Annotated in this window: 21 protein-coding genes and 1 pseudogene; 8 read left to right on the top strand and 14 right to left on the bottom strand. The window is 61.8% G+C overall.

Translation table 11 applies throughout. From position 1 onward, the window contains the following. The 10 genes from AB0P14_RS13275 to AB0P14_RS13230 form a co-directional block, all read right to left on the bottom strand. On the bottom strand, positions 1 to 268 hold a 268-nt coding region (locus tag AB0P14_RS13275; protein WP_363842989.1), incomplete at its 3' end, for a hypothetical protein. A gap of 101 nt (positions 269 to 369) precedes the next feature. Next, entirely contained in the window at positions 370 to 1,527 is a 1,158-nt protein-coding gene (locus tag AB0P14_RS13270; protein ID WP_363842986.1) for a hypothetical protein, read from the bottom strand. A gap of 298 nt (positions 1,528 to 1,825) precedes the next feature. Beyond that, on the bottom strand, positions 1,826 to 3,292 hold the full coding sequence (locus tag AB0P14_RS13265; protein ID WP_363842983.1) for a GTP-binding protein: 1,467 nt from the start codon (positions 3,290 to 3,292) through the stop codon (positions 1,826 to 1,828). After that, on the bottom strand, positions 3,292 to 4,275 hold the full coding sequence (gene cysD / locus AB0P14_RS13260; protein ID WP_363842980.1) for a sulfate adenylyltransferase subunit CysD: 984 nt from the start codon (positions 4,273 to 4,275) through the stop codon (positions 3,292 to 3,294). The genes AB0P14_RS13265 and cysD overlap by 1 nt, the downstream gene beginning before the upstream one ends. Continuing rightward, positions 4,272 to 4,988, bottom strand: coding sequence for a phosphoadenylyl-sulfate reductase (locus AB0P14_RS13255; RefSeq protein ID WP_363842977.1), 717 nt, complete (start codon positions 4,986 to 4,988; stop codon positions 4,272 to 4,274). The genes cysD and AB0P14_RS13255 overlap by 4 nt, the downstream gene beginning before the upstream one ends. Next, positions 4,985 to 6,802 (bottom strand): nitrite/sulfite reductase, encoded by a 1,818-nt coding sequence (locus tag AB0P14_RS13250; RefSeq protein ID WP_363842974.1) that lies wholly within the window; start codon positions 6,800 to 6,802, stop codon positions 4,985 to 4,987. Before AB0P14_RS13250 ends, AB0P14_RS13255 begins: the two co-directional genes overlap by 4 nt. A 415-nt stretch (positions 6,803 to 7,217) precedes the next feature. Then, entirely contained in the window at positions 7,218 to 7,907 is a 690-nt protein-coding gene (locus AB0P14_RS13245) for a CbiX/SirB N-terminal domain-containing protein (RefSeq protein ID WP_363842972.1), read from the bottom strand. 75 nt (positions 7,908 to 7,982) lie between these two features. Next, positions 7,983 to 9,470: an MFS transporter gene (locus AB0P14_RS13240; RefSeq protein WP_363842969.1), complete on the bottom strand. Its 1,488-nt coding sequence runs from the start codon at positions 9,468 to 9,470 to the stop codon at positions 7,983 to 7,985. A gap of 35 nt (positions 9,471 to 9,505) precedes the next feature. Continuing rightward, positions 9,506 to 10,726 carry an ABC transporter permease gene (locus AB0P14_RS13235; RefSeq protein WP_363842966.1) on the bottom strand — a complete coding sequence of 407 codons (1,221 nt, stop codon included), beginning with the start codon at positions 10,724 to 10,726 and terminating at the stop codon, positions 9,506 to 9,508. Then, positions 10,713 to 11,738, bottom strand: coding sequence for an ATP-binding cassette domain-containing protein (locus tag AB0P14_RS13230; protein WP_363842963.1), 1,026 nt, complete (start codon positions 11,736 to 11,738; stop codon positions 10,713 to 10,715). Before AB0P14_RS13230 ends, AB0P14_RS13235 begins: the two co-directional genes overlap by 14 nt. A gap of 130 nt (positions 11,739 to 11,868) precedes the next feature. Here AB0P14_RS13230 and AB0P14_RS13225 point away from each other — a divergent pair. The 4 genes and pseudogenes from AB0P14_RS13225 (at position 11,869) to AB0P14_RS13210 (ending at position 14,214) form a co-directional block, all read left to right on the top strand. Next, a pseudogene (locus tag AB0P14_RS13225) lies at positions 11,869 to 12,513 on the top strand (trimeric intracellular cation channel family protein). 49 nt (positions 12,514 to 12,562) lie between these two features. After that, entirely contained in the window at positions 12,563 to 12,994 is a 432-nt protein-coding gene (locus AB0P14_RS13220) for a hypothetical protein (RefSeq protein WP_363842960.1), read from the top strand. Positions 12,995 to 13,057: 63 nt separating this feature from the next. Next, a complete protein-coding gene (locus tag AB0P14_RS13215) occupies positions 13,058 to 13,657 on the top strand; it encodes a hypothetical protein (protein WP_363842957.1) in 600 nt (199 codons plus the stop codon). Further along, on the top strand, positions 13,657 to 14,214 hold the full coding sequence (locus AB0P14_RS13210; RefSeq protein ID WP_363842954.1) for a hypothetical protein: 558 nt from the start codon (positions 13,657 to 13,659) through the stop codon (positions 14,212 to 14,214). Before AB0P14_RS13215 ends, AB0P14_RS13210 begins: the two co-directional genes overlap by 1 nt. 213 nt (positions 14,215 to 14,427) lie before the next feature. Here AB0P14_RS13210 and AB0P14_RS13205 read toward each other — a convergent pair whose 3' ends face one another. Genes AB0P14_RS13205 through AB0P14_RS13195 form a run of 3 tightly spaced genes read right to left on the bottom strand, consistent with a single transcriptional unit; the run spans position 14,428 to position 17,650 of the window. Next, entirely contained in the window at positions 14,428 to 15,531 is a 1,104-nt protein-coding gene (locus tag AB0P14_RS13205; RefSeq protein WP_363842951.1) for a polyprenyl synthetase family protein, read from the bottom strand. Further along, on the bottom strand, positions 15,528 to 16,850 hold the full coding sequence (locus AB0P14_RS13200) for a geranylgeranyl reductase family protein (RefSeq protein WP_363842949.1): 1,323 nt from the start codon (positions 16,848 to 16,850) through the stop codon (positions 15,528 to 15,530). Before AB0P14_RS13200 ends, AB0P14_RS13205 begins: the two co-directional genes overlap by 4 nt. A gap of 44 nt (positions 16,851 to 16,894) precedes the next feature. Continuing rightward, positions 16,895 to 17,650, bottom strand: coding sequence for a demethylmenaquinone methyltransferase (locus tag AB0P14_RS13195; protein ID WP_363842946.1), 756 nt, complete (start codon positions 17,648 to 17,650; stop codon positions 16,895 to 16,897). Positions 17,651 to 17,773: 123 nt separating this feature from the next. On the opposite strand from AB0P14_RS13195, the gene AB0P14_RS13190 reads away from it, so the two are divergent. From AB0P14_RS13190 to AB0P14_RS13175, 4 genes are all read left to right on the top strand, one after another. Then, the gene (locus AB0P14_RS13190; RefSeq protein ID WP_363842943.1) at positions 17,774 to 19,138 is read left to right on the top strand and encodes an isochorismate synthase; all 1,365 of its coding nucleotides are present in this window, start codon (positions 17,774 to 17,776) and stop codon (positions 19,136 to 19,138) included. Between the two features lie 211 nt (positions 19,139 to 19,349). Then, positions 19,350 to 20,285 carry an ABC transporter substrate-binding protein gene (locus AB0P14_RS13185; RefSeq protein ID WP_363842940.1) on the top strand — a complete coding sequence of 312 codons (936 nt, stop codon included), beginning with the start codon at positions 19,350 to 19,352 and terminating at the stop codon, positions 20,283 to 20,285. A 52-nt stretch (positions 20,286 to 20,337) separates the two neighbouring features. Further along, entirely contained in the window at positions 20,338 to 21,264 is a 927-nt protein-coding gene (locus AB0P14_RS13180) for an amino acid ABC transporter permease (protein WP_363842937.1), read from the top strand. Further along, a complete protein-coding gene (locus AB0P14_RS13175) occupies positions 21,261 to 22,064 on the top strand; it encodes an amino acid ABC transporter ATP-binding protein (protein ID WP_363842934.1) in 804 nt (267 codons plus the stop codon). The genes AB0P14_RS13180 and AB0P14_RS13175 overlap by 4 nt, the downstream gene beginning before the upstream one ends. 96 nt (positions 22,065 to 22,160) lie before the next feature. On the opposite strand, the gene menD is transcribed toward AB0P14_RS13175, so the two are convergent. Next, complete coding sequence (menD, locus tag AB0P14_RS13170; RefSeq protein ID WP_363843503.1) at positions 22,161 to 23,996, bottom strand: 2-succinyl-5-enolpyruvyl-6-hydroxy-3-cyclohexene-1-carboxylic-acid synthase; 1,836 nt, start codon at positions 23,994 to 23,996, stop codon at positions 22,161 to 22,163. Between the last annotated feature and the right edge of the window lie 226 nt (positions 23,997 to 24,222).

Below are 24,222 nucleotides of genomic sequence, written 5' to 3'. Positions count from 1 at the left end.
CGTTCACCGGAACAGTGACCGGAACAGCCACCTGAACGTTATCCAGCACGTCACCAACCACACCGCCAAGCAAACCTCCAAGGAGGCCCTCGGACTGGTTATTGGCGCTGTGACTGGATGTGTGGAAAAGCTGACCCTGCACCACGGAAGGTGTGTTGAGGGCATCCGAATTTGACGGCTCAGCAGCACTTGCTGCTCCTGCGCCGAGGGCAAGAAGCCCTCCAGCAAAGACCGCTGCGCACAGCGATCGACGAATTATTGCATGCATGTTGTCCAACTCCTGACAAAGATTTTTTGGCCTTGTTTGCGATCGCAAATCAAGGAAAGACCTTGGCCTCACCCTGCAAAAGGGGAAAGGCAAAAGGTCATCTAGCCAGGTGTTGATCCGGGGTTTTCGGGCATGGAGGCAGGCAGGGGCCAGTCGGTGCTGGGCAAGGCAGCGGCGCCTCCTGCGAGGGCAAACTGTGCGTACATGTGCTCATCAGCGGCCACCGGCCCAGCGGCACCACCCGATCCCCCTGCGCTGCTTCCCGAGGCGGGCCCCGGAACGGCGCCTGCAACCACTGCAGCGGCACACGGCCCCACAGCCGCATTATGGGAATCGGAGCCACAACTGGCAGCCGGCTGCGCTCCAGAGGGGACTGCAAAGGCAGCAGACTCACCAGTATTAGAAGCTCCGGCAACCTGCCGGTCAGCCAAATACGGGGCGAGCGCCCCAAAGTTTCCTACACCGATCTGCGCATCAAGGGCGGCATATTGGCTGTCAGACTTCGCATCTGCGGCCTTCACAGCCTCAACCTCGCTGACCGAAGTAGCCGCCTGGCTATGAGAACCACCGACGGTGTGGCCGTCGCCAGGAACTCCTGATGTGTCATGGCCATCGGTAGTATCGGACGTCCCTGGGGCACCTGGGATACTGGGTGTTTGGGGAACGCTCGGGGCAACTGGAACAACTGGAGTGCTGGGAAGTGCGGGCGTCACAACAGTGTCAACGACTTCGACAACGCCGTCCGTTACACCGCCAACAACTGGCCGGACAGTTCCGGTGACCGGGTTTAGAACGGGTGCAACAGCCTGAATTACGGGTGCCGCGGCTTGATCAACGGCGCCTAAGACGGGGGTTGTGACGGACTCGGCAGCGTTGACAACTGGAGGTACCACCGCGTTGGTAATTTGGCGGACCGGGGCCACCACTGCGCCAACCACAGGGACGGTTTTCACCGCACTTTCAACCTTGTCGGTCACGGTTGAAACGGGGGCAACAACCTTGCCAACGGTACCGTTGTCGACGATGTCTTTGACAACGGGGACCTGAGAGACTGCTTTGTCTACAACGCCAACAACGGGACTCAAGATCCCTGAAATAAGCCCGTTACCCTTATCCGGTGCGGGCTTGGCTGCTGTAACAGATGTGGGGCTGGATCCTGAGGATGCAAAGGCACCACTAGAACCCAAAATGAGCAGAACTGCGGCAAATAGGGCAGCCCCAACAGCAATCCGCAGGGCGCGCGAAGCAATAGCGCTCAACGTCCATGATTCTGAGTTGCCATCCACCGCGTCCACCCCCTCGGATTACGCCAGCACTGCTTATTGAGACCATGAGAGACCGTGCAAAAACCCTGCGAACAAACGTAGAAGCTGCTCCCACGCCGTGAGATTTCGGCCGGAACAAGATCTGAGGCTCACCCTATGCCACGCCTCAGCGAAATTCCAGACTTCTCGAGAAATTTACGCACTGCTCACATGCAAAAATGATCCCGATCTCGCGTTCTGAAGCCATTTGGGGTCAGAGAGCGGGATCGGGATCATTTTTGCGACAAGCGCTCTAGATGTTGTAGCGCTCATCCTCGTGGTCTCCGGGATGGTCCCGGACAAGGCCGGCAGCCAGCGTGTTGCCGTCTTGGGGATCGATCACCAGGAACGCGCCTGTGCGGCGGTGCAGTGCGTACGTCTCGATGGGCAGCGGCGACGCCAAACGAATCTGCGCGGTACCAATGTCATTGAGTTCCAGCCCGGAGGCGGCCTGGTAGTCAAACGACTCCAGCTCTAGCTTTCCCGTGACGGCGCGGATCAAACCCTGAACGGTCTTGCTGCCGTGCTTGATCAGCACTTTAGAGCCCTCACGCAAGGGCTTCGTGGACAGCCAGCACAACTCGGCGTACAGGTCCTGGCTAACCTCGCCAAAGGTGCCCGTTGCCGCGATAACGTCACCCCGGGCAATGTCGATCTCTTCGCTCAGACGCAGCGACACCGACTGCGGCGCCACGGCGCGATCCAGCGAGCGGCCGGCAAAGTCGATGCCCACCACTGTCGCGGTCCGGCCCGAGGGAAGCACCGTAATTGACTCCCCGACCGAGACGCCGCCCGAGGCGAGCTGACCGGCGTAGGCGCGGTAGTCACGGAAGGAGGCTCCGGCGTCGTCCGCGTTGGAAAGCTCCGGAGCCAGCGCACCCTGCGGCCGGATGACCAGCTGAACGGGGAGGCGGAACGGCTCCAGCCCGCGCTCCAGCTCGTCGGTGGTGGGCAGCGTTTCCAGCAGATCCAGCAGGCTCGATCCGGTGTACCACGGGGTGTGGGCCGAACGCTCCACCACGTTGTCACCCTCCAGTGCGGAGACCGGAATGACCACCACATCATCGAGGCCGATGCTCACCGCGACCCCCTGAACATCCGTCTCGATGGTGCGGAAAATATCCTCGCTGAAGTCCACCAGATCGATCTTGTTCACCGCAACCACCACGTTGGGCACGCGCAGCAGGCGCAACACCGACAGGTGCCGACGGGTCTGCTCCAGCACACCCTTGCGCGCATCAATAAGCACGACGACGGCATCCGCGGTGGACGCGCCCGTCACCGTGTTCTTGGTGTACTGGATGTGCCCGGGGCAGTCCGCGAGGATGAAGCTGCGCCGGTCGGTGGCGAAGTAGCGGTAGGCCACATCTATCGTGATGCCCTGCTCGCGCTCGGCCCGCAGGCCATCGGTCAGCAGCGCCAAGTCAATCTTCTGGGTACTGCCGTTTTCACCGCCGAAGCCACGGTCCGCGGAGGTGCGGGTGACGGCGTCGAGCGTGTCAGCCAAGATGGCCTTGGAATCGTGGAGCAGGCGTCCCACCAGGGTGGACTTGCCGTCATCGACGGAGCCGGCCGTGGCGAAACGGAAAAGGGTGGACTGCTCCAGCGGGGTCTCTGCGGGGGTCGCGACTTGGGCCCCCTGGCCCGAGGGGTCCCCGGCCGAGCTTGCGAGGTTGGGGAGGGCCTGGGGATCGACCACCGAGGTGTTTGTTGCGCTCATTAGAAGTAGCCATCTTTCTTGCGGTCTTCCATGGCTGCCTCGGAGATGCGATCATCAGCCCGGGTGGCGCCACGTTCGGTCAGGGTTGAAGCGGCAACTTCGCGCACCACGTCATGGACGGTGGTGGCATCGGAAGCAACGGCGCCGGTGCAGGACATGTCCCCCACGGTGCGGTAACGGACCTGCTTGATGACGACTTCCTCATCGGAGCGCGGTTCAGAAACCGGGCCCACCGCACGCCACATGCCGTCTCGCTCGTAGACCTCACGGTCGTGGGCGTAGTACAGGCCCGGCAGCTCAATGTTTTCGCGGGCGATGTAACGCCAAATGTCCAGCTCGGTCCAGTTGCTGATGGGGAACGCACGCACGTGCTGGCCCACTGTGTAGCGGCCGTTGTACAGATTCCACAGTTCGGGGCGCTGGTTGCGCGGATCCCACTGACCGAACTCGTCACGCAGGCTCAAAATGCGCTCCTTGGCGCGGGCCTTGTCCTCGTCACGGCGGCCGCCGCCAAAGACGGCGTCGAACTTGTTCTTGGCAATGGCATCCAGCAGCGGGACGGTCTGCAGCGGGTTGCGGGTGCCATCGGCACGCTCTGCCAACTCGCCGGAATCTATGAACTCCTGGACGGAGCCCACTTCCAGGCGCAGGCCCAAACGCTCCACGGTACGGTCACGGAAGTCAATGACCTCGGGGAAGTTGTGGCCCGTATCCACGTGCAACACGGGGAACGGAACCTTGCCGGGCCAGAACGCCTTGGTAGCCAGATGCAGCATGACCACCGAGTCCTTGCCGCCGGAGAACAGCAGCGCGGGGCGCTCGAACTCGGCCACCACCTCACGGATGATGTGGATGGCCTCGGATTCCAGCAGGTCAAGGGAGTTCAGCTCAGGACCACCAGAAGGGGCCTCCGAGCGCGAGGGGACCCCGGCCGAGCTTGCGAGGTCGGGGAGCGCTTGGGGATCAATGGTTTGGGTGCTCATACGTGTAGTCCGCATTCTGTCTTGGAGGTTCCGGCCCAGCGTCCGCTCCTGGGATCGGCGCCGGGGGCCACTTTGTTGGTGCAGGGTGCGCATCCGATGGACGGGTAGCCCTGGCTAAGGAGTGGATTCACGGGAAGGAGATTCTCATCGGAGTAGCTGATCAATTCCTCGTACGTCCAGGTGGCGACGGGGTTGACCTTGACCAAGCCGTTCTTCTCATCCCACACCACCAGCGGGGTGTTGCTCCGGGTGGGGGCCTCGTCGCGGCGCACTCCGGTGAACCAGAGTTCGTATCCGGAGAGCGAACGACTCAGCGGTTCCACCTTCCGCAGCGCGCAACACTGGGCCGGATCGCTCGCATACAGGTTTTTGCCCACCAGCGAATCCTGCTCCGCGACGGTGTTCCGCGGCAGCACGTCAACCACGTTCACCCGCAGGTTTTCAGCAACCTCATTGCGCGTGGCGTACGTTTCGGGGAAGTGGTAACCGGTGTCTAGAAAGAGGACGTCGACGCCGGGGAGCTGATCGGCAACCAGTGCCGGCAGCACGGCATCGGCCATGGAACAGGCGACGGCGGCCGCACCGATTGCGAAGTTTTTCGCCACCCAGGCGATGACCTCCTGCGCGGACGCGTTCCAGTCCAGTTCCGCTGCACCGGCTGCGGCGATGGCCTTGAGTTCCTCGTTGGAGCGGAGGGCGGTTGCAGTTGTCATGTCAGCAGCTCCTCATCAACTCGGTGCGCGAACTCGGCAAAGGTTTCCTCCGCCAGCTTGTTGCTCACGTAGCTGCGAATGACGCGCTCCACGTAGTCGGGCAGGTCGGGGATGGCCACCTTCAAACCGCGAACGGTGCGGCCCAGACCAGCCTCCTCACGGTTATGCGAAGACAAGCCGCCACCCAGGTGAACCTGGAAGCCTCCCTGGGTGCCGCCGTCGTCCGTGGGGACAACAATGCCCTTCAGGCCAATGTCCGCCGTCTGGATGCGGGCGCAGGAGTTGGGGCAGCCGTTGAGGTACAGCGTGAGTGGCTCATCGAGTTCCCCGGCGTCGACCAGATCAGCCAGGCGTTCCTCGAGCTCGGAAATGATGTTGATGGCCGTGTCCTTCGTGTTCACGATGGCCAACTTGCAAAATTCCACGCCTGTGCACGCCATGGTGTTACGACGGAAGACGGACGGCCGGGCGGACAGCCCAATCTCATCCAGCCCAGTAATCACTGCCTCAACGTGGTCCTTGGGAATGTCCAGCGCGATGATCTTCTGCAGCGGGGTGGTGCGCAGACGGTGCGAGCCGTGGGCCTCTAAAAGGTCCGCCAGAGCCAGTATCCCCGTGCCGGAGAACCGGCCCACGCAGGGGGCTGCGCCGATGAAGAAGTTGCCGTCCTTTTGCTCGTGCACGCCAACATGGTCACCGTTGACTTTCGCCTTGGGCGGGGCAATGCCGTCGGGCAGCTTGTGGCCCAAGTATTCATCCTCGAGGACCTGGCGGAACTTCTCCGCGCCCCAATCCTCCACCAGGAACTTCAGGCGGGCCTTGTTGCGCATGCGCCGGTAGCCGTAGTCGCGGAAGATGCTGGTCACGCCCTCCCACACTGCGGGACCTTGCTCCGGAGGCACGAACACGCCGACACGCTGGGCCAGACGGGGCGCGGTGGAGAGCCCACCACCCACCCACAGGTCGTAGCCGGGGCCTAGCTCTGGATGCTCCACGCCAACGAAGGAAATGTCGTTGATTTCGTGGATGGTGTCGTGATCCGGGTAGCCGGTGATGGAGGTCTTGTACTTGCGCGGCAGATTGGAAAACTCCGGATTGCCAATGTAGCGGTCGCGCAGTTCCTGTAGGAAATCGGTGGGATCAATGATCTCCGCCTTGGCGATGCCCGCAACAGGGGAACCAAGCATGCCGCGAGGTACGTCGCCACAGGCCTCGGTGGTTTGCAGGCCCACGGCTTCGAGCCGGCGCCAGATCTCCGGAATGTTCTCAACCTCGATCCAGTGGAACTGGATGTTCTGGCGGTTGGTCAGATCCGCAGTGTTCCGCGCAAAATCAATGGAAATCTGACCCACTACCCGCAGCTGCTCGGTGGTGAGCTGTCCGCCGTCGGTCCGTACCCGCATCATGAGGTAGCTGTCTTCAAGCTCGTGCGGTTCCAGCTGCGCAGTCTTGCCGCCGTCGATCCCCTGCTTGCGCTGCGTGTACAGCCCCCACCAGCGGAAGCGGCCGTGCAGATCGTCGTCGGCGATCGAGTCAAAGCCCTGCTTGGAGTAGATAGTCTCGATGCGATGGCGCACGGACAGCCCGTCATCCTCCTGCTTCCAGACCTCGTTGGCGTTCAGCGGCGCCTTGCCATCGATCTTCCACTGCCCGTGCGGCTTGCTTGCGGGGCGAGCCCGCACGGGGCGCACCGGCTTCTCGGCTGCGGGCCCGGTGGCGGCTGGCGAGGTTGCCGCGGACGCTGTTGTGGTGGCTTCGGAGATTGCTGCGGTGGGAGCCTCGGCGGTCGCTCCGGCTAGAGCTGTCTGTGTCATGAGAACGAGCGTAGATTGGCCCCGCGCGGTGGCCAATCAATCGTGAAACGCAGGTTCACCTTGGGCAATATTTCGTCACACATGCCAGTAGCTTCCGATGTGTGCATGGTGTACTCGGGCAGGGGCGCCATCCCGAGAATGAAATCTAGGCTTTGAAACAGCAGGTAATGCGATTTCTGATTTCTCCTGGATTCGAAACTGCGGCTGATGCGATGAAACCAGCGGAATCATCGCATCAGCTGCAGTTTCAACCTCGCGCATCGCATCAGCTGCAGTTTCAACCTCGCGCATCGCATCAGCTGCAGTTTCAACCTCGCGTTTCAACCTCGAGCACAGCTGGCAACTCGATTGGGCGCCGAATATCACCTGGGCCCTAATTCACGGGTCCTAGTTCACGGTGCACCTTTATGCCGAATTATTGGGCGACCCTGGGCAGTGCCGCGTCAAAATGCTCCAGCGCCAGTTCCGCCAGCAGCCCGGAAGGCAACAGAGGCGGAGCCACTTGCTCAGCTCCAGCTAGCGAAAGTTGGTCGTGGAAATAGCCCGGGGCCAGCAAATAGGAGGCCACAGCCACCCCGGCAGCGCCGTCGGCCCGCAATTGTGCCACGGCTTCCGGGACCGAGGGCCGCGCACTTGCGCCATAGGCTGCCATGATCCGTTCCGGACGGCGCACGGCCAGGTCCGCGGCCAAAACCTCGATGGGTTCGGCCGCTTCGGGCCGCGAGGAACCTGCCGCCGCCAACACAATGCCCCAGTTAGCAGGCAGCTCGCCGAGCCGTTCATCGAGCAGCTTCGCCAAGCGCGGATCGGGGCCCAGCGGCGCGGCAGCTAGGGTGTTAGGCCGGCTGGCAACGGCATCAGCAATGTCCACTTGTACGTGGAACCCCACGGTCAATAGCAACGGAACCACCACTGCGCGCACATCATGGGCCAACCCGGCCACCACATCTGGTAACGCCGGTTCCTGAACGTCAACATAGGCTTCAATCACGCTCAATCCCGGACGTAATGCAACAATATCCGCCCTGAGCTGGTTGATGCGTCGCTGACCTTCGGCGTTGTTGGTGCCGTGGGCGCAGGCGATCATCACGGTTTCATGCTCCATGGTTGGGTCCTTTCCCAAGAATTCTTCACAGCCAATGTACGTCAGCGGCGTAGCTGTCCGCGCACCGATGGTGCGTCAGGAGTCAGCGAGCTCTACAGGCCCGCTCTTGTCCCCATCATCATTACCGGCGCCGTCCTCCGCGTCGCTCCTTTGCCTCCGCGCCTCGGCGTTACTGATCCCCAGTGCCGAAACCGCGCTCCCCACCAGGAACAGCAGCGCCGTGATGACCATGACCCGCCGGAACGAATCGTAGTCCAGCACACCGCCGAGCATCACGCCCGCGAGCGCCACGGCAATGAGCCCGGCCACCCGTGAAACCGCATTATTAATGGCCGATCCAATCCCGCTTTGCACCGTTGGTACCGCCCCGAGAATGGCCGCCGTCAAGGGCGCCACGGTGATGGACAGCCCCACGGCAAACACCAGTTGTCCGGGCAGAATCTGCAACCAAAAATTGAAAGGTTCCGCAGCCGACGCCATCATCGCGTAGCCCACGCCAGCCACTAAAGGCCCCAGCGCCATGAACAGCCGGGGCCCGTACTTGCCGGCGAGCGTGCCAAACGGCCCGGCCAGAAACAGCGAGATCACGGCCACGGGAAGCGACGCCAGCCCCGCCTGAGCAGCCGTAAACCCGGCAATCTCCTGGAGGAACAGCACCACCAGCAGCTGCCCCAGCGACAACCCCGCATAGATAAAGGTGGTGGCAATGTTACCCACACCGAAGTTGCGGATCCGGAACAGAGCCAGCGGCATCATGGGCGCCGGGGTTCTGTGTTCCCACCACAAGAACCCCGCCAACGCAGCAATCCCCACCACAAACGGCCCGTACACCAGCGCACTCCCCCACCCCAGCCGGTCCTGCTCAATCAGGGCAAACACCGTCCCGGCCAGTCCGACGGCGGCCAGCACAGCCCCGATGACATCGATCCGGGACGCGGGCCGCGCCACTGTGACGGCAGAAACGGCTGTGCCGGGAGGAGCAACAGGCAGCGGGGGCACGCAGGTGGTTCCGGCGTCGTACTTCAGGTTGGGGATTGGAACCGCGAGGCTCAGTCCTTTGAGCAGGATCAGGGTGGCGGCGATGGGGAAGACGTTGATGGCGAAGATGAGGCGCCAGTCGGCGTAATCGACGAGGAGTCCACCCACCAGCGGTCCGGCCAGAAATGCGGTGCCGGTCCACGCGGTCCACGAACCGATGGCCTTGCCTTGCGCGGGTCCCCGGAAGGTGGAGGTGATGAGCGCGAGCGAGCTGGGCACCAACAGCGCGGCCCCGGCGCCTTGGATTCCGCGGGCCACAATGAGCAAAAGGGCGCTCGGGGCGAAAGCGCAGGCCAGCGAGGCGAGACCGAAGATCAGCAGGCCGGCGCGGAGGATTCGGATGCGGCCGAAGGTGTCGGAGAGGGAACCGGCGATCAGAATTAGCGATCCCAGGGCCAACAAATATGCGTCCACCACCCACTGCTGCGTGGTGATGCCGCCGCCCAGCTCGCGGGTCATGGCGGGCAGGGCGACGTTGACAATGGCGCCGTCCAAAAATGCCACGAAGGAGGCGAGGATGGCCACCCAGAGCACCCGTCTCTGCAGGCCGACCACGCGGCTCAGGGCTTCCGGGCGAAGGCTGTGCGCAGGGAGAGCTTGCGGCTGTATTCGATGGATCCGTAACGGAACAAGTGCACCGCAACGCGCAAGGCCACGAACCCAAACACGAACAGTTCAACAATCACAATGACCGCAGAAACGCCGCTGAGCGAGCCGAATGCGTTGCGCAGCATGGCCGTGATGGGCGCGGTGAAGGGGAAGAAGGTAAATATTTGCACGATGATCGAGCCCGGGTCGCTGACCACCATCGTCACAATATAGAACGGAATGAACATCATGATCATGACCGGGGCGAACACCGTGCTGGCGTCTTTGGCCGTGGGCATGACCGCGCCGATGCCCACCAGCACGCCCGTGAACAAGATGAATCCGCCCACAAACAAGAGCCCGCCGATGAGCATGGGCAGGAACTGGAATTGCAGATTGGAGAGATCAAAGTCCGGCATGGCGAGCTGATCCCGGAAGAATATGTAGCCCAGCACCATGGGCGTAGCAAACACCAGCGCCTGTACCGCACCCACGAGGAACAGCGAAATGACCTTGCCCACCACCAGCGTCGTGGGGTTCAAGGTGGTCAGGATCATCTCCGTGACCCGGTTTTCCTTTTCCTCCAGCGTGGATGCGAGCATTTGGTTCGCGAGCAGGATAATCACCACGTAAAACAGCACTAGGAACAGCAGCGGCGGCACCACGGTTTCCAGCCCGCCGGAGATTTGTCCGTCCTTGAACGTCTGGGACTCGGTGCTGAAATTCCCCTGCACGGCCGCCGTCAGCTCCGCCGAGCCCACCTTTTGCTGCGCGGAAAGCACCACTAGCTGTTTGGCCACGGCGTCGTAGCTGCCGTTCTTGAAAATGCCCTGATCCGTCCCGTAGACCCTCACCGGGTCCTTCCCGATGCTGGCCGGGAAGTTGAAGTATGCGTTGAGCGTTCCTTCCCTGACACGTTCGACGGCGGTTCCCGGGTCCTTCTCTAGCGTCCCACCCATCGCCGTGGCTAGCTTGGGTTCAATGAGCCCGGAGGCATCCGAATAGCTAAAGGTCAACGTTTGGTTCTTTTGCTCATCGGAGCGCTGTTGCGTGCTGGAATTGCTAGCGAAGACCAGCGCGAAGACAATCCCCAGAAGCACGGGGATGGCCAAGGTGGCTATCCAGAACCGCCGTTTCTTCACCGTCCTGGTGAACTCAAACTGCACCACCGTGCCCAAGTTATGGCGTGCCATGTGTGCCACTTCCCTTCCGGCGCAGTCCGCGGGCGCCGAACCATCCAGTGCCTGGACCGGGGCCGGGATCTTCGCCCGGCGGCGAGACAGCGGCGGAGCCAGCTTCACCCGGCGCTTCGCCGTAGACCTGAATGAAGATGTCTTCCAGGCTGCGTTTGGCCGCCACGAAGCCGCGCACCACCACCCCGGCAAGCACCAAGTCCTTCAGCACGGCAGACTCATCCACGGAATCATCCAGTGACAGCTCGGCGTAGTTAGTTTCTTGGAGCGTAATGTCGTAGTGCGGCGAGCGAGGCAGGACTCCGGAGTATTTGAGCCTGATGGTCCGGCCACCAAACTGGTTCTGGACCTGATCAATGGTGCCGTATGCCTCCGCTTTGCCGTTCTTGAGGAGGATGATTCGGTCGCAGAGCCGTTCCACTTCTTCCATCTGGTGGGTGATCATCATGACCGTGGCTCCCGCTTCTTTGCGTTCCTCGATGATGTCCATGAGCAGGCGTCTGTTCACCGGGTCAAAGCCTTTGGTGGGTTCATCCAGGATCAGCAGCTCCGGATCATTCATGATGGTCACCCCCAACTGCACCTTCTGCTGCTCGCCACCGGAAAGCTTGTCCACCCGCACATCTGCTTTGTCGGCGAGGTCAACCTTGTCCAAATAGTCCCGGGAAAAAGCTTGTGCGTCCTGTTTGGACAAGCCCTTGAGCCGCCCAAAATAGCTCATCACATCCAGCACCGACTCCTTTTTGTACAAGCCGCGCTCCTCGGGCAGGTAGCCGAGCCGGGCGCCAAAGTCGTCACTGAATACCTTGCCGTTGATCTCCAAGGTTCCCGAGGTGGGCCGGTAGATGCCCAGCAAAGCACGGATGGTCGTCGTTTTTCCGCTGCCGTTACTGCCCAAAAACCCGAACGTCTCCCCGCGCGCCACATCGAAAGAGAGCCCCTCGATGACCTTTTTCGCACCGAAGTGCATGTGGAAGTCTTGAACATGAATCAACGGCTGGGCGGGGCTCATTCACCCAGCGTAGTCACAAATCGGCTCGGTGGCGTCAAGAAATCCACTCCCTTTTCAGGCAGACGCGCTACGCTGACGCTAACTTGGTGATCCCTCCCAACCCCTTCGAACTCGCGTGAAGATTGTTGCCATGACCATTGATCTTCCGCTCGCCCTTGACCTTTTGGGCGTCTTCTTCTTCGCGGTCTCTGGCAGCCTACTCGCCGCCCGGAAGGGATTCGATCTAGTCGGTTCGGTGCTACTGGGCTCCATGGTGGGCCTGGGCGGGGGCGTGCTGCGCGACATCATCCTGGACGACGGCCCGCCCGCCGCCTTCTCCAACCCCATCTAGTTGGTCCCACCCTTGGCTGCGGCCGCATTGGTCTACTTCACTGTGAAGAATGTCCAGCGCAGCGGGCGTTTACTTTTCATGTTCGACGCCGGTGGGTTGGCACTGTTTTGCATCACCGGTTCGCTGAAGGCCCTCGAAGCTGGCATGAATCCCGTAGCTGCAATTCTTCTGGGCGTGGCTACGGCCGTGGGCGGCGGCATCCTGCGCGACATCACCGCCAATGAGGTACCCAAAGTCTTCGATCCCCAAGACCTCTGCGCGATACCGGCGCTTATTGGTGCCGCACTGGCCACCGGGCTGTGGCACTTAGGCTGGCTGCATTTAGCTACCGGGACCGTTGCCCCCATCACCGTTTTCGCTATGCGCATGTTGAGTCTGCGCTACGGTTGGCGCGCACCACTAGCTGCCCGTAGCTGGGCACCTCGGCTGCCCCGGCGCAGATAGGATTGAGCTAAAGCGATTTGCTGCCTGTTGCTAGTTTCTGGAGATCTGAATGTCTGACATGTTCGTAGAGAAGTTCCGCGGCCTAGTTCCGTTATACCTAGAGGAGCCGTGGCAAGAGGCCGACGGCATCACCTGGGCGGATCTGGACGCAGTCTTTGCAGAATTGCAGATCACGGTGCCTTTGGCATTGCGGGAGTTCCTGCACGCTGTGGGCAACTGCGAGGAGCTCATGGAGGCGTACTACTACTTCTGGGATCCCGAAGAGCTGGAAATTGAAGACGGCTACCTCCTGTTCCTTGAGGACGAGGAGGAGGCCTACACTTGGGGCATTTTGGTAGACCAAGCAGAAGTTCCCGATCCCATCGTGTGGCGTCGCAACAACGCCACAGGTGTTTGGATCAACGAAGAAGGCACCTTCAGCGAGTTCGTGTTTGACATGCTCGACTGGGTCTTCAATGAGGTGCTCAGCGACGAGGACTGATCGTTAGGCAAATGCACAGCCGCAGCTATGGGAATATTCATCCGGGAGCGGTAGCGTGGCGTTATGAACGCACAGGAGCCTTTGAATGGATTGAATCCGGACCCGGCTGCAGTCGTTGGCCTGGTTGAAACGTTGGTAACAGGGATGTGGCCCCGCTCGGATTCGGACCGCAAGGCCTGGTTCGAGGCGCATGGTCTGGTCACCGGCGCACCCTGGGATGATGCCGGGAGTGCGCCCGCCGTGTCACATTATTCCCTGCGCACGCCCTTGGCCGGTGGGGAGATTTCCTCGTCATGGACGTCCTACGGCGCCAAGTTCCTGGGGATCAGCATGCAGCTGTATTCGTCTATGCAGACGGACAACCCCTCCACACGGGAAGGTTTCGTTGACATTCACAGCCGCCTCACCAAACTGTACGGAGAAGGGTCCAACCCTTGGCATGATCCCGTGGTTCAGGCATGTGTTTGGAACGTCAACGGCCGCCGCATTGTGATCCGCTTCTTCAATCTCCAGCACAGTGGGGTCATGGTCAGTGTTGACGACGCCGGCTTGGCCACGGCCTCAGAAGCAGAAGCTCGACGCCGAAACGCACCCACGCATTGGAATGACAGCGCCGAAGGTGCAAGCCCGTTTGCCATCCCCAGGATGGGCCGCCAGAGCTGATGCCTTCGGATCTTCACCCGCCCGGTCTGGAACTGGAAGCCCCCATTGATCCTTCGGCGGTGGTGGCCATGGTGGCGGAAATTGTCCGTGATCCATGGCCGTCCTCGGATTCCGGGAGGGAACAGCTGTTCAGCCGGCTGGGCCTGAGAACGTCAGCTTTGCGGGCGGTGCAAAACCCGCACAGCGTCGGCTCCCAACAACACTTTCTCACCGATCCGCCCCTCGCAGGCCCCGTGCTTTGCACTTGGGTTCTGGAGGACGGCATGTTCACCCAGATCTATTTCCAACTGCGCTTCGAGGCTGTGCCGCCCAGCCCCGAAACCACCGGGTGCTTTGCGGAAATCATGCGCCAATTCACGCAGGCTTACGGCGAATCGAGCGCTCCCCAGCCCGGTCAAAAGGGCTTTCACCACAGGTGGGACGCCAACGGACGCGAACTCGAGGTCCGCTACGGCAACGAAGCACGCAGTTCACTGATGATCAGCATTTCAAAGTCGATGTTGGCAACCCTGGCTGCACAAGACGGGCCGTCCGCACAAGACGGGCCGTTGACTTAAAAGCTAGACGTCGCGGGAGACCACGGCTTCGGTGAAGTCACACATCAGCTGCCCTGCACAAATGCCGCCGTTTGACGCGAATGCCATAGGTCAACCCTGGCATTTACGTCAAACGGCGGCATTTCTCACTGGCGCGCACCTCCGCGGACGGTTTTCTGGGCCCACGCCCGGGAGGGGCCCATCCGAGGCACGAGGTTGGGGAGCAGGTGGCGGCTAGACGTCGCGGGAGACCACGGCTTCGGCGAAGCTGGCCAGGGCCGTCTTGACGATTCCCTCGGGCAGCGGTGCCAGAGCTGCGATGGCAGCATCGGACCATTCGCGGGCCACAGCCCAGGATTCCATCGTGACGGGGTGCTCGCGCAGCGCGGTTACAGCTTCGGCAAGTGCCTCATCGCTGGACAGATCGCCATCCACCAACGCCAGTACGGCAGCAGCCTGCGCGTCGCCGGCTGCAGCAGCGTTACGCAGCAGGAGCACCGGTAGGGTAGCGATGCCTTCGCGCAGATCGGTTCCGGGTGACTTTCCCGAAACCTGCTTCAGCCCGGTCACGTCTATGACATCATCAGCAAGCTGGAAGGCGACGCCCACCTTTTCGCCGTATTCCAGCAGCACGTCTTGGCCCTCTTCTGAAACGCCGCCGAAGATGGCACCAAGCTGCCCCGAAGCTGCAACCAGCGAACCTGTCTTGTCAGCAATGACAGAGAGGTAATGCTCAATGGGATCTTCGTCATCACGCGGACCAACGGTCTCGTGCAGCTGGCCCAGGCACAGGCGCTCGAAGGTGCGGGCCTGAATTTCCAGGGCACGGCCACCGAGAGCCGAGACCAGGATCGAGGCACGGGCGAAGAGGAGGTCTCCGGTCAGGATGGCAACCGTGTTGCCCCACACCTCGTGGGCTGTGGGGGCGCCGCGGCGGAACGGCGCGGAGTCCATCACGTCATCGTGGTAGAGCGTGGCCAGGTGCGTCAGTTCAACCACGACGGCGGCCTGCGCCACTTCCTGACGGTCCGGGTCCCCGAGGTGGGCAGCAAGGAGCGCCAACAGTGGGCGGATGCGTTTGCCGCCGGCTTCCACTAAGTGGCGGCTCGTAGCATCTGCCAGAGGGTCGGAATGGGCGATTGCTTCACGCAACACCTTTTCCACCCGGGCCATGCCCATCGAGATGGAGGGCCCCAGATCCGGGTCCTCTGCCACGGCAGTGAAACCGGACGGCAGTTGCAGCCCCGTGGCAATGGCCATGGTGCTGGGATTGGGATCCTCAGACTCGGGGCGTCCTTGCCCGGCGTGGGTCCAGCTGTGGTTCGCGGAAGTAGTCACTGCTTAACACTAACTATTGGTAGGGATTGTTGCTTGGATGTGCGGGTAATGTCCTGGTTGCTGGTGGCAGGGACGAGCTTCTCCAGTAGATGAATCACTCTATCCTCAAATCCGCGTTTATCTGTGTCGCTCAGATTCGTCATGAGTCGGACAACAAAACGCATCAGCACCGGCACGCTCATGCCTGAGCGCAGGGCCAGCTTCATAATGGTGGGATTGCCGATCATGGATGCGAAGACGCGGCCCAGCGTGAAGTGGCTGCCCCATTGCTCACGGACCAGCGTTCCGTAGTTGGAGAGTGCGTGATCGGCGGCCAAGCGTGAGTTGGTGCCAGCTGCCTGAACAATGTGTTCGGCTGCAAAGCGGCCCGATTCCATGGCATAGGAAATACCCTCACCATTGAACGGGCTCACCATGCCGCCGGAATCTCCCAGCAGCAGTAGACCATCCGAATAATGCGGCGTGCGGTTGAAGGCCATTGGCAGCGCAGCTCCCCTGATGGCACCTACCTGGTTTTCCGGCGTGAAGCCCCATTCGCCGGGCATGGCGGCCGTCCAGTCACGCAATACGGCCCGGTAATCGAGCTTGCCGAACTCCTTGGAGGTGTTCAGGATGCCCAGACCAACATTGGAGGTGCCGTCGCCAACACCAAACACCCATCCGTACCCGGGCAGCGTCCGGCCGTCCGGTGAGGAAAGCTCCAGCCAGCCTTCCATCCAGTCATCGTCGTGGCGGGGGGAGGTGTAATAGGTACGGTAGGCCACACCCATGGGCCGGTCATCACGCTTTTCAAGTCCCAGCGAGACGGCGGTGCGGGTGGAGTTCCCGTCAGCTGCCAGCACCACATCGGCGTGGAAGTCAGCGGTTTCGCCCGTCTTCCGGCCAGCCCCATCCAAAAGTGCCGCCCTGGCACCCACCACAGTTCCGGCGTCGTTAGTGAGAGCCTGAGTCACCGAGTGACCTTCAAGGATCACGGCACCGGCGGCACGCGCATGGTTGGCGAGCGACTCGTCAAAGCCCAGACGGGTGCGAATGAGGCCGTAGTTGGGGAAGTCGGTGAGTTCGGGCCACGGCACCTCGATCTGGCGGCCGCCGGCAATCAGGCGTAGGCCCTTGTTGCGGCGCCAGCCTTCGGAGGGGTCGTGCGGCAGGCCCATGAGCTGCATTTCGCGTACGGCACGCGGGGTGAGGCCGTCGCCGCAGACCTTTTCACGGGGGAAACGGGTCTTCTCCAGCACGGTGACCTCGATCCCGGCGGACGCCAGGTGCCAGGCCGCGGTGGATCCGGCGGGACCGGCACCTACTATCAGTACCTTCACGGTGGGTGGGGTTCCTTACGGTTAACGAATGAGCTTACGAACGGTTAGCGAACGGCGGTGGCGCTGGTGCCGGCGGTGGCACTGGCAGTGGCGGTACCGCCACCATCCAGCGGCTTCACTGCGCGGTGAACAGCCACAATGCCGCCGCTCAAATTCCTGTAGGCCACGGAGTCCCAGCCGGCTTCGGTGAGCCAGGCGGACAAGTTGTCCTGATTGGGCCAGACCCGAATGGACTCTGCCAGATAGACGTAGGCGGCCGGGTTGGAGGCCACTTTTTTGGCGATCGGTGGCAGCGCGCGCATCAAGTATTCGGTATAGACGGTGCGGAATGGGGCAAAGGTGGGGTGCGAGAATTCGGCCACCACCAGCTTTCCGCCGGGCTTGGTTACGCGCAGCATTTCCCGGAGCGCCTTCTTCGGATCCATGACGTTACGCAGCCCAAAGGAGATGGTGGAGGCGTCAAAGGAGTTGTCCGCGAAGGGCAGATTGGTGGCGTCCCCGGCAATGAAGTCGATGTCCGGGCGGCGGCGCTTACCAACTTTGAGCATGCCCACGGAGAAGTCGCAGGCCACCACGTTCACTCCGGCGTCAGCAAAGGGTTCGCTCGAGGTGCCGGTTCCGGCGGCCAGGTCCAAGACCCGCTGGCCGGGAGCTGCTCCTACGGCGTCCACCACGATGCGCCGCCAGCGACGTGTCTGCCCCATGGACAAAATGTCGTTGACGATGTCGTATTTTGGGGCCACGTCGTCAAACATGGCGGCCATTTCTTCCGGACGCTTCTCCAAAGATGCACGGTTCACTCCCTTAGTCTCTCAAACTTTGTGCAGCTTCGCGCATTATGGGGAGGCGCCGAGGCAGCTTGTGGGCCATCACACCGCCAGCACACCGGATTTTGCTGCCCTAGCGAGTAATCTGGACTCATCATGACTGACTCCTTCTCGCTGCGCGCCCTCACCCTGGCCCTGGCACCGGCCACGCTGACGGAGCTTGGCATCCCCAACCCCGGCGCACTTTTGGACGCAGGCGCCGCAGATTCCCCCGACGGCCCGCTCTGTTGGTTGCGCCGCGGCGAAGGTCTCGTGGGTTTCGGCGAAATAGCCTCCTTCGCAGGCACCGGCGTCTCACGCTTTTCCGACGCCGAACAGTGGTGGAAATCCCTGCTGGCCACCGCTGATGTGGACGATTCCATCCGCATGCCAGGCACCGGCGCCATGGCCTTTGGCTCTTTCGCCTTCTCCAAAACCAGCGCCTTCGAATCCGTGCTGATCGTCCCGGCCCTGGTAGTGGGCTTCTCCGCCGGCACGGCCTGGTTGACCCAACTTTCTCTGGACGGCACCGTCCCCACCGCCGAATCTGCTCTAGGGCTCCTACGAGATTTGGTCTCTGCTTCCCTTTCTCCTTCCCTTTCTCCTTCCCTTGAAAGTTCGACGCCGGATTCCTCCTCCGCGGGCACCGTGCGTTCCGGTGCACTCACCGAAGAGCAATGGAAGAACTCCGTACAGGCTGGCGTTGCAGCCATTGCCCACGGTGGCCTAGAGAAGGTAGTGCTAGCCCGGGATGTTCTGGCTACCTTCCCGACACCGGTCCGCAGAGTTTCAATTCTGCAACGATTGGTGGGCCTATACGACGAGTGCTGGACCTACGGCGTCCGCGGATTGGTGGGTGCCACGCCCGAAATCCTGATCAAAGTGGACGGCTCCACAGCGCAGGCCCGAGTGCTCGCCGGAACCCTTGACCGTGAGGACGAACCAGCCGGTTCCACCGGCTTCGCCGATACCGTTCTGGGCGGCTCCATCAAGCAGCGCCATGAACACGACTTTGCCGTCCGTTCCCTCACTCGGCAGCTTGCTCCCTTCGCAACTGACCTGTCGTTTCCGGCGGAACCGTTCATTTTGGAACTGCCCAATGTGTGGCACTTGGCATCCGATGTCACCGCCCAGCTGGCCAGCTCAAATGGACACGTCCCCACCTCCTTGGCCCTCGTTGAGGCCCTACATCCCACGGCTGCCGTGTGCGGAACGCCCCGGGAAGAGGCGGCAACGCTCATCCTGGAACTGGAGAAAATGGACCGCGGACCCTACGCCGGACCGGTCGGCTGGCTCGATGGCGCAGGCAACGGCGAATGGGGCATTGCCCTGCGCGGAGCCGTATTGGAAGATGCCCACACGGTGCGTCTCTACGCTGGCGCAGGCATCGTAGAAGCCTCGGACCCGGAGGCCGAGCTGGCCGAAACTTGGGCAAAATTCAGGCCCATGCTGCAGGCCTTGAAACTGCCAAACCGTCCCTAGAACAGCTCCCGAACGCACTCTTCCATCCCGATTCAGCCCCGCTTCAGTCCCGCATCAGTCCCGCATTCCAGACACAAGCTAGCCCGTGGCCCTTGCGCAGCGCTCCCTAGAGTTGTTCAATAGTGAAATCCTGTTCACCGTGATGCACATCACGGAGGGTTACACTAGATGTCAAATGCTGGCTCCTTAGGGACTACACAAAGGGTAATCAATGCAAATCTCATCCAAGCTGGGCCTGCGCTGCGCAGCCGTCCTTGCCGTTGCAACTTTGGCGCTTACGGGTTGCACCACAGCTTCCCAGGATGGCGGCACGGAAAGCAGCGGAGGGTCTTCGCAAGCAGCGTCTTTCGATCCCACCACCGTGGCCAAGGACGACGCTTTGATCGCGTTGCTTCCGGCAGCTCTGAAGGACAAAGCCACCCTTGACGTAGGTGCCGACACCTCCTATGAGCCGGCAGAATTCTTGGACAAGGACGGTCAGACACCGATCGGCTACGACGTGGACATTGCCAAGGCCATCGCCGCCACGCTGGGCAAGAAGGCTGTTGTCCACACCTCAGACTTCTCCGCGATCATTCCCAAGATCGGTACCGTCTACGATCTGGGCATTTCCTCCTTTACCATCAATCCTGAGCGTTCCAAGGCTGTGAACTTTGTCAGCTACTTCAACGCTGGTGTTTTGTGGGCCGTTCAGAAGGGCAACCCCAAGGGCATCAGCATGGATGACCTGTGCGGCAAGAAGATCGGTGTCCAGACAGGCACCGTTGAAGAGGATCCGGATGTGAAAGACCGTTCGGCCAAGTGCGTCGCTGAAGGCAAGCCGGCCATTGACATCGTCTCGTTGAAGAACCAGACCGACGTCACCACCCGCTTGGTTGGCGGCACCATCGACGCCATGAGCGCTGACACCCCCATCATCAACAACGCCTTGGCTAAGACCAACGGTCAGTTGGAGACACTCGGTGAAGCTTACGACTCCGCCGAGCAGGGCATCGCCGTGGCCAAGGACGACATGGCATTTGCCGAGCTCATCGAAAAGGTCATGAACAAGCTCATCGACGACGGCAGCTACACCAAGATCCTGACCACCTGGAACAATCAGGATGGCGGATTGACCAAGGCCGTACTGAACCCGACGGCGGGCTAATACCTTGAGTCGGCGATCCTCATTCCGGGCTTCGTACGGCCCGGGGGCGGACGTGGAACGCATTGATGCAGTTCCCGTCCGCCACCCGTGGCGGTGGGTCGGCGCCGCCGTCATCTTGCTGGTGGTTATTCTTGCCATCCAGTCGATGACCACCAACCCCAAGTTCTATTGGGGTACTTTCCGCACCTACGTTTTTGACGTTCTTGTCATTCAAGGCGTGGGCTGGACTCTGGTCCTGACCGTTACCTCGATGGTCATCGCCATTGTCTTGGCAATCTTGCTGGCCTTTATGCGCCAGTCGGATAACCCCTTGTTCAGGTACGTGTCGTGGGTGTGGGTCTGGTTCTTCCGTGGCACACCCGTGTACACCCAGCTGCTGTTCTGGGGATCTGTGGGTGTGCTGTACCCGAAGATCGTTCTAGGGGTTCCTTTTGGGCCGGAACTTCTTTCTTGGGACACGGCCACTGTCATCAACGCCACCGTCGCCGCCATTGTTGGTTTGGGGTTGAACGAGTCCGCCTATCTGGCAGAGATCTTCCGCGCAGGCTTGAAGTCAGTGGACAACGGCCAAATGGAGGCCGCGGAGGCGCTGGGCATGCGCCGCTCGAAGGTCATGTGGCGGATCATTTTGCCCCAGGCCATGCGCGTCATCATCCCGCCCACAGGCAACGAGACGATTGGCATGCTCAAGACCACCTCGCTGGTCTTGGCTGTTCCTTTCACCTTGGATCTGACGTTCGTGACCAACGCATTGGCCAGCCGTACGTTCCTGCCCATACCGCTTCTTATGGTTGCAGCGTTCTGGTACCTGGTCATCACCTCAATCCTGATGGTCGGCCAATATTACATTGAACGACACTTCGGCAAGGGTGTAGATAACGTCACGAAGGCGCCGGTTCAGGCCACCGCCGCAGTGGCTGCTGCCCATGCTGTCCCACCCACCGCAACTGATGACACGACGGAAGGCGGCAAGCCATGACCCATACCGCTTCAGTGAGTAACTCTCACTCAGCCGCAGTGAAACCACTCGTGGAGATCCAGGGCGTGCACAAGTTCTTCGGCGACCATCATGTGCTCAAGGGCATCGACATGACCGTCAACCCGGGCGAAGTTTCCGTGATCATTGGTCCGTCAGGTTCGGGAAAGTCCACGCTGCTGCGCTGTATCAACCTTCTGGAAACCCTCAGCGCAGGCCGCATCTATGTGCATAATGACCTGATCGGTTACCGGGAAGTCAACGGGAAGCTGCACGATCTGAACACCAAGCAGATCGCGGCCCAGCGCCGGGAAATCGGCATGGTATTTCAGCGATTCAACCTGTTCCCGCACAAGACTGCCCTGCAGAACGTGATTGAAGCTCCTACCCAGGTGAAGCGTCAGTCCAAGGCGGCCGCGAAGCTGAAGGCACTGGAATTGTTAGAGATGGTGGGCTTGTCCGACCGCGCCAACTTCTACCCGTCCCAGCTTTCTGGCGGGCAGCAGCAGCGTGTTGCCATTGCCCGCGCCTTGGCCATGGAGCCGGAGTTGATGCTCTTCGATGAGCCCACCTCCGCTCTGGACCCTGAGCTGGTGGGCGACGTTCTGGAAGTCATGAAGAACCTAGCCAAGTCCGGCATGACCATGATCGTGGTAACCCACGAGATCGGCTTTGCCCGCGAGGTTGGCGACACATTGACGTTCATGGACGGAGGCGTTGTGGTGGAAAGCGGTAACCCGCGCGAGATCATCGCCAACCCGCAACATCACCGCACCAAGGAATTCCTCAGCCGCGTTCTGTAGCGGCCGCAATAACGAAGCGGGCCTTGGCAGTGGTTTCCACCACTGGCAAGGCCCGTTTTTGTGTGCCAGCTGAACACACCAAAGAATCTTGGCAGCTCAGCTGGAAAGGACCGCCGCAGCAATGCTGGCGTGCAGCTCCCGCAAGTCAGCGCGGCTGGCGGCAGTAACCTCAATGACGCACGGCCACAGCACCGGGGCGGCCAGCGCCGTGGTGAGTTGAGCCGCCGTGCCTACCGAAACGTGGCTCCAGCCAAAGGCCGCGGCCAGCGCGCCCAAACTCGCCGTATGCGGAGTCCCAAAGAAACGTTCCACGGCGGCAGCGTAGTTGGGCGCCTCGGCCAGCTTTCCATGCTCCAAGACTGAGAAGATACCACCACCGCCGTCGTTCAACACGATGACTTGCAGCTTCGGCAGTGCCTCCGCTGGGCCAATGTTCAGTGCGCCAGAATCGTGGAGGAAGGTCACGTCGCCCATCAGCACTCGGGTGGTCTGACCGGTGGCCAGGGCTAGTCCAGTTGCTGTTGAGATGGTCCCGTCAATCCCGGCCAAGCCACGGTTCGCGTGCACAGCAATGTGGTTGGTCTGGGTGGGTTGCGCGGCTAGATCTGCGTCACGGACCGGGTTGGAGGAGCCGAGCATGAGGATGCTGCCTGCGTCCTTCTGGGCCGCTTCCCACACCGCTCGGGCCACTTGCAGCCCGTTCAGTGTGCTGGCTGCGCCGAGCTTGCCGCGGCCTGGCCGCTCAATGGCATCTTTGCCGGTTCCCGTGAGTGCTGAGTCGAGGGCCGCTTCGGCGTGTTCGCTGGCCTGTTGCCAGGCTTGCAGCCAACCTTCGGGTCCGCGGCCTGCAAAGCCGAGCAGCTGGTCCCACTGTGTCAGGATCAATTCGGTCCTGCGCCCGGGTTCAAACCACGGCACAGGAACAGGAACGAACAGCGCCCGCTCCAGATCCGTGCGCGCCAGCAAATTACTGATCTGGCGGGACAGTGTTGGGCGGCCAAAAACCACGACACGCTCAATGGGGTGCATCCTCTCGGGTCCAAATTGATCCAGCAGCAGCCGGTACGCGCCAATGGCATTGGGCCCAAAACGGGCGTTGGAGGATGGTTCGGCCAGCAGCGGAAGGCCCAGCAACCGGGCGAAGTACTCGGCCTCGGGACCGGCGCCATGGCCGGCAACCACCACCGTTCTGTGGCTGGAAGTGGGGGTGGAGAAGGGCTGGAACATCTCCGCCGGAAGACCTTCAACAGTGGTCTCCGAGACACCGTCCCCTGGCTCGGGAGCCGTAAGGGTGCCGCTGGCTTCGGAGCCTGAGCCGGCGTCGTCCGTGTTTGTGTTTGCATCTGCATTTGTGCCCAGCTCAGGGGTCTCGATGACCGGCATCAGCCGTTCCCACTCGGAACCGTCCACGGCGGGGGTCAAGGGATCGCGGAAGGCTAGATTGACCTGGACCGGGCCGGCCGGGATGCCGTCGAGCCTGCCCATGGCGGCGGTCAATGCGGTAGCGACAGCGCCGGTGGGGTCAGAGCCGGCGGCCACATCGGTGGCGAAGCGGACGTGCTCGCCGAAGAGATCCAGCTGGACCGTGGTCTGATTTGCGCCGGTGCCACGGAGCTCCACGGGGCGGTCGGCGGAGAGCACCAGCAGCGGCACCCCAGCATGGTTGGCCTCCATGACGGCCGGGAGTAGATTGCCCACGGCCGTGCCGGAAGTGGTCACAATCGCCGCAGGCCCCTTGGCGCCCAACGCGAGACCGAGGGCGGTGAATCCGGCCACGCGTTCGTCGATGCGCACGTGCACGGTGATCCTGTTATCAGCTTCAGCCTCGGCCAGGGCATAGACGAGGGGGGCGCTGCGGGATCCGGGAGCCATCACCACGTGGCGCACTCCGGCGCGTTCGAGCGCATCAACAACATAGCGGGCGGCATCCATCGAGCTCAGTAAAGTCACGTCTCTAACTCTAGCCATCCGTTGGGAAGGTGGCGCGCCTCAGGAATCGGCCCGGCCGCCCCCGCGAGTCCCCGCCCCCGCCGCCCTCTGCGCCGCCCCCGCGAGTCCCCGCCCCCGGGTCCCATCGGCGCCATCCTTTCACCCCTAATGACAGGTATCAAGAGCGAGGAAAATAACTCCCTGCCCTACGCCTCCTCACTATGCGGCG

The organism is Specibacter sp. NPDC078709, from assembly GCF_040686795.1.
Classification (GTDB): domain Bacteria; phylum Actinomycetota; class Actinomycetes; order Actinomycetales; family Micrococcaceae; genus Specibacter.
Note: the sequence above shows the minus strand (reverse complement) of the source record. Positions and strands in the feature narration are given on the sequence as shown.

What these genes read in the sequence shown, in the direction of transcription:
- AB0P14_RS13245 (WP_363842972.1), bottom strand. Translation starts at nt 7,907, where the DNA reads ATGGAGCATGAAACCGTGATGATCGCCTGCGCCCACGGCACCAACAAC.
- AB0P14_RS13235 (WP_363842966.1), bottom strand. Translation starts at nt 10,726, where the DNA reads ATGGCACGCCATAACTTGGGCACGGTGGTGCAGTTTGAGTTCACCAGG.
- AB0P14_RS13190 (WP_363842943.1), top strand. Translation starts at nt 17,774, where the DNA reads ATGACTGACTCCTTCTCGCTGCGCGCCCTCACCCTGGCCCTGGCACCG.
- AB0P14_RS13255 (WP_363842977.1), bottom strand. Translation starts at nt 4,988, where the DNA reads ATGACAACTGCAACCGCCCTCCGCTCCAACGAGGAACTCAAGGCCATC.
- menD (WP_363843503.1), bottom strand. Translation starts at nt 23,996, where the DNA reads ATGGATGCCGCCCGCTATGTTGTTGATGCGCTCGAACGCGCCGGAGTG.
- cysD (WP_363842980.1), bottom strand. Translation starts at nt 4,275, where the DNA reads ATGAGCACCCAAACCATTGATCCCCAAGCGCTCCCCGACCTCGCAAGC.
- AB0P14_RS13250 (WP_363842974.1), bottom strand. Translation starts at nt 6,802, where the DNA reads ATGACACAGACAGCTCTAGCCGGAGCGACCGCCGAGGCTCCCACCGCA.
- AB0P14_RS13175 (WP_363842934.1), top strand. Translation starts at nt 21,261, where the DNA reads ATGACCCATACCGCTTCAGTGAGTAACTCTCACTCAGCCGCAGTGAAA.
- AB0P14_RS13265 (WP_363842983.1), bottom strand. Translation starts at nt 3,292, where the DNA reads ATGAGCGCAACAAACACCTCGGTGGTCGATCCCCAGGCCCTCCCCAAC.
- AB0P14_RS13185 (WP_363842940.1), top strand. Translation starts at nt 19,350, where the DNA reads ATGCAAATCTCATCCAAGCTGGGCCTGCGCTGCGCAGCCGTCCTTGCC.
- AB0P14_RS13230 (WP_363842963.1), bottom strand. Translation starts at nt 11,738, where the DNA reads ATGAGCCCCGCCCAGCCGTTGATTCATGTTCAAGACTTCCACATGCAC.
- AB0P14_RS13215 (WP_363842957.1), top strand. Translation starts at nt 13,058, where the DNA reads ATGAACGCACAGGAGCCTTTGAATGGATTGAATCCGGACCCGGCTGCA.
- AB0P14_RS13210 (WP_363842954.1), top strand. Translation starts at nt 13,657, where the DNA reads ATGCCTTCGGATCTTCACCCGCCCGGTCTGGAACTGGAAGCCCCCATT.
- AB0P14_RS13220 (WP_363842960.1), top strand. Translation starts at nt 12,563, where the DNA reads ATGTCTGACATGTTCGTAGAGAAGTTCCGCGGCCTAGTTCCGTTATAC.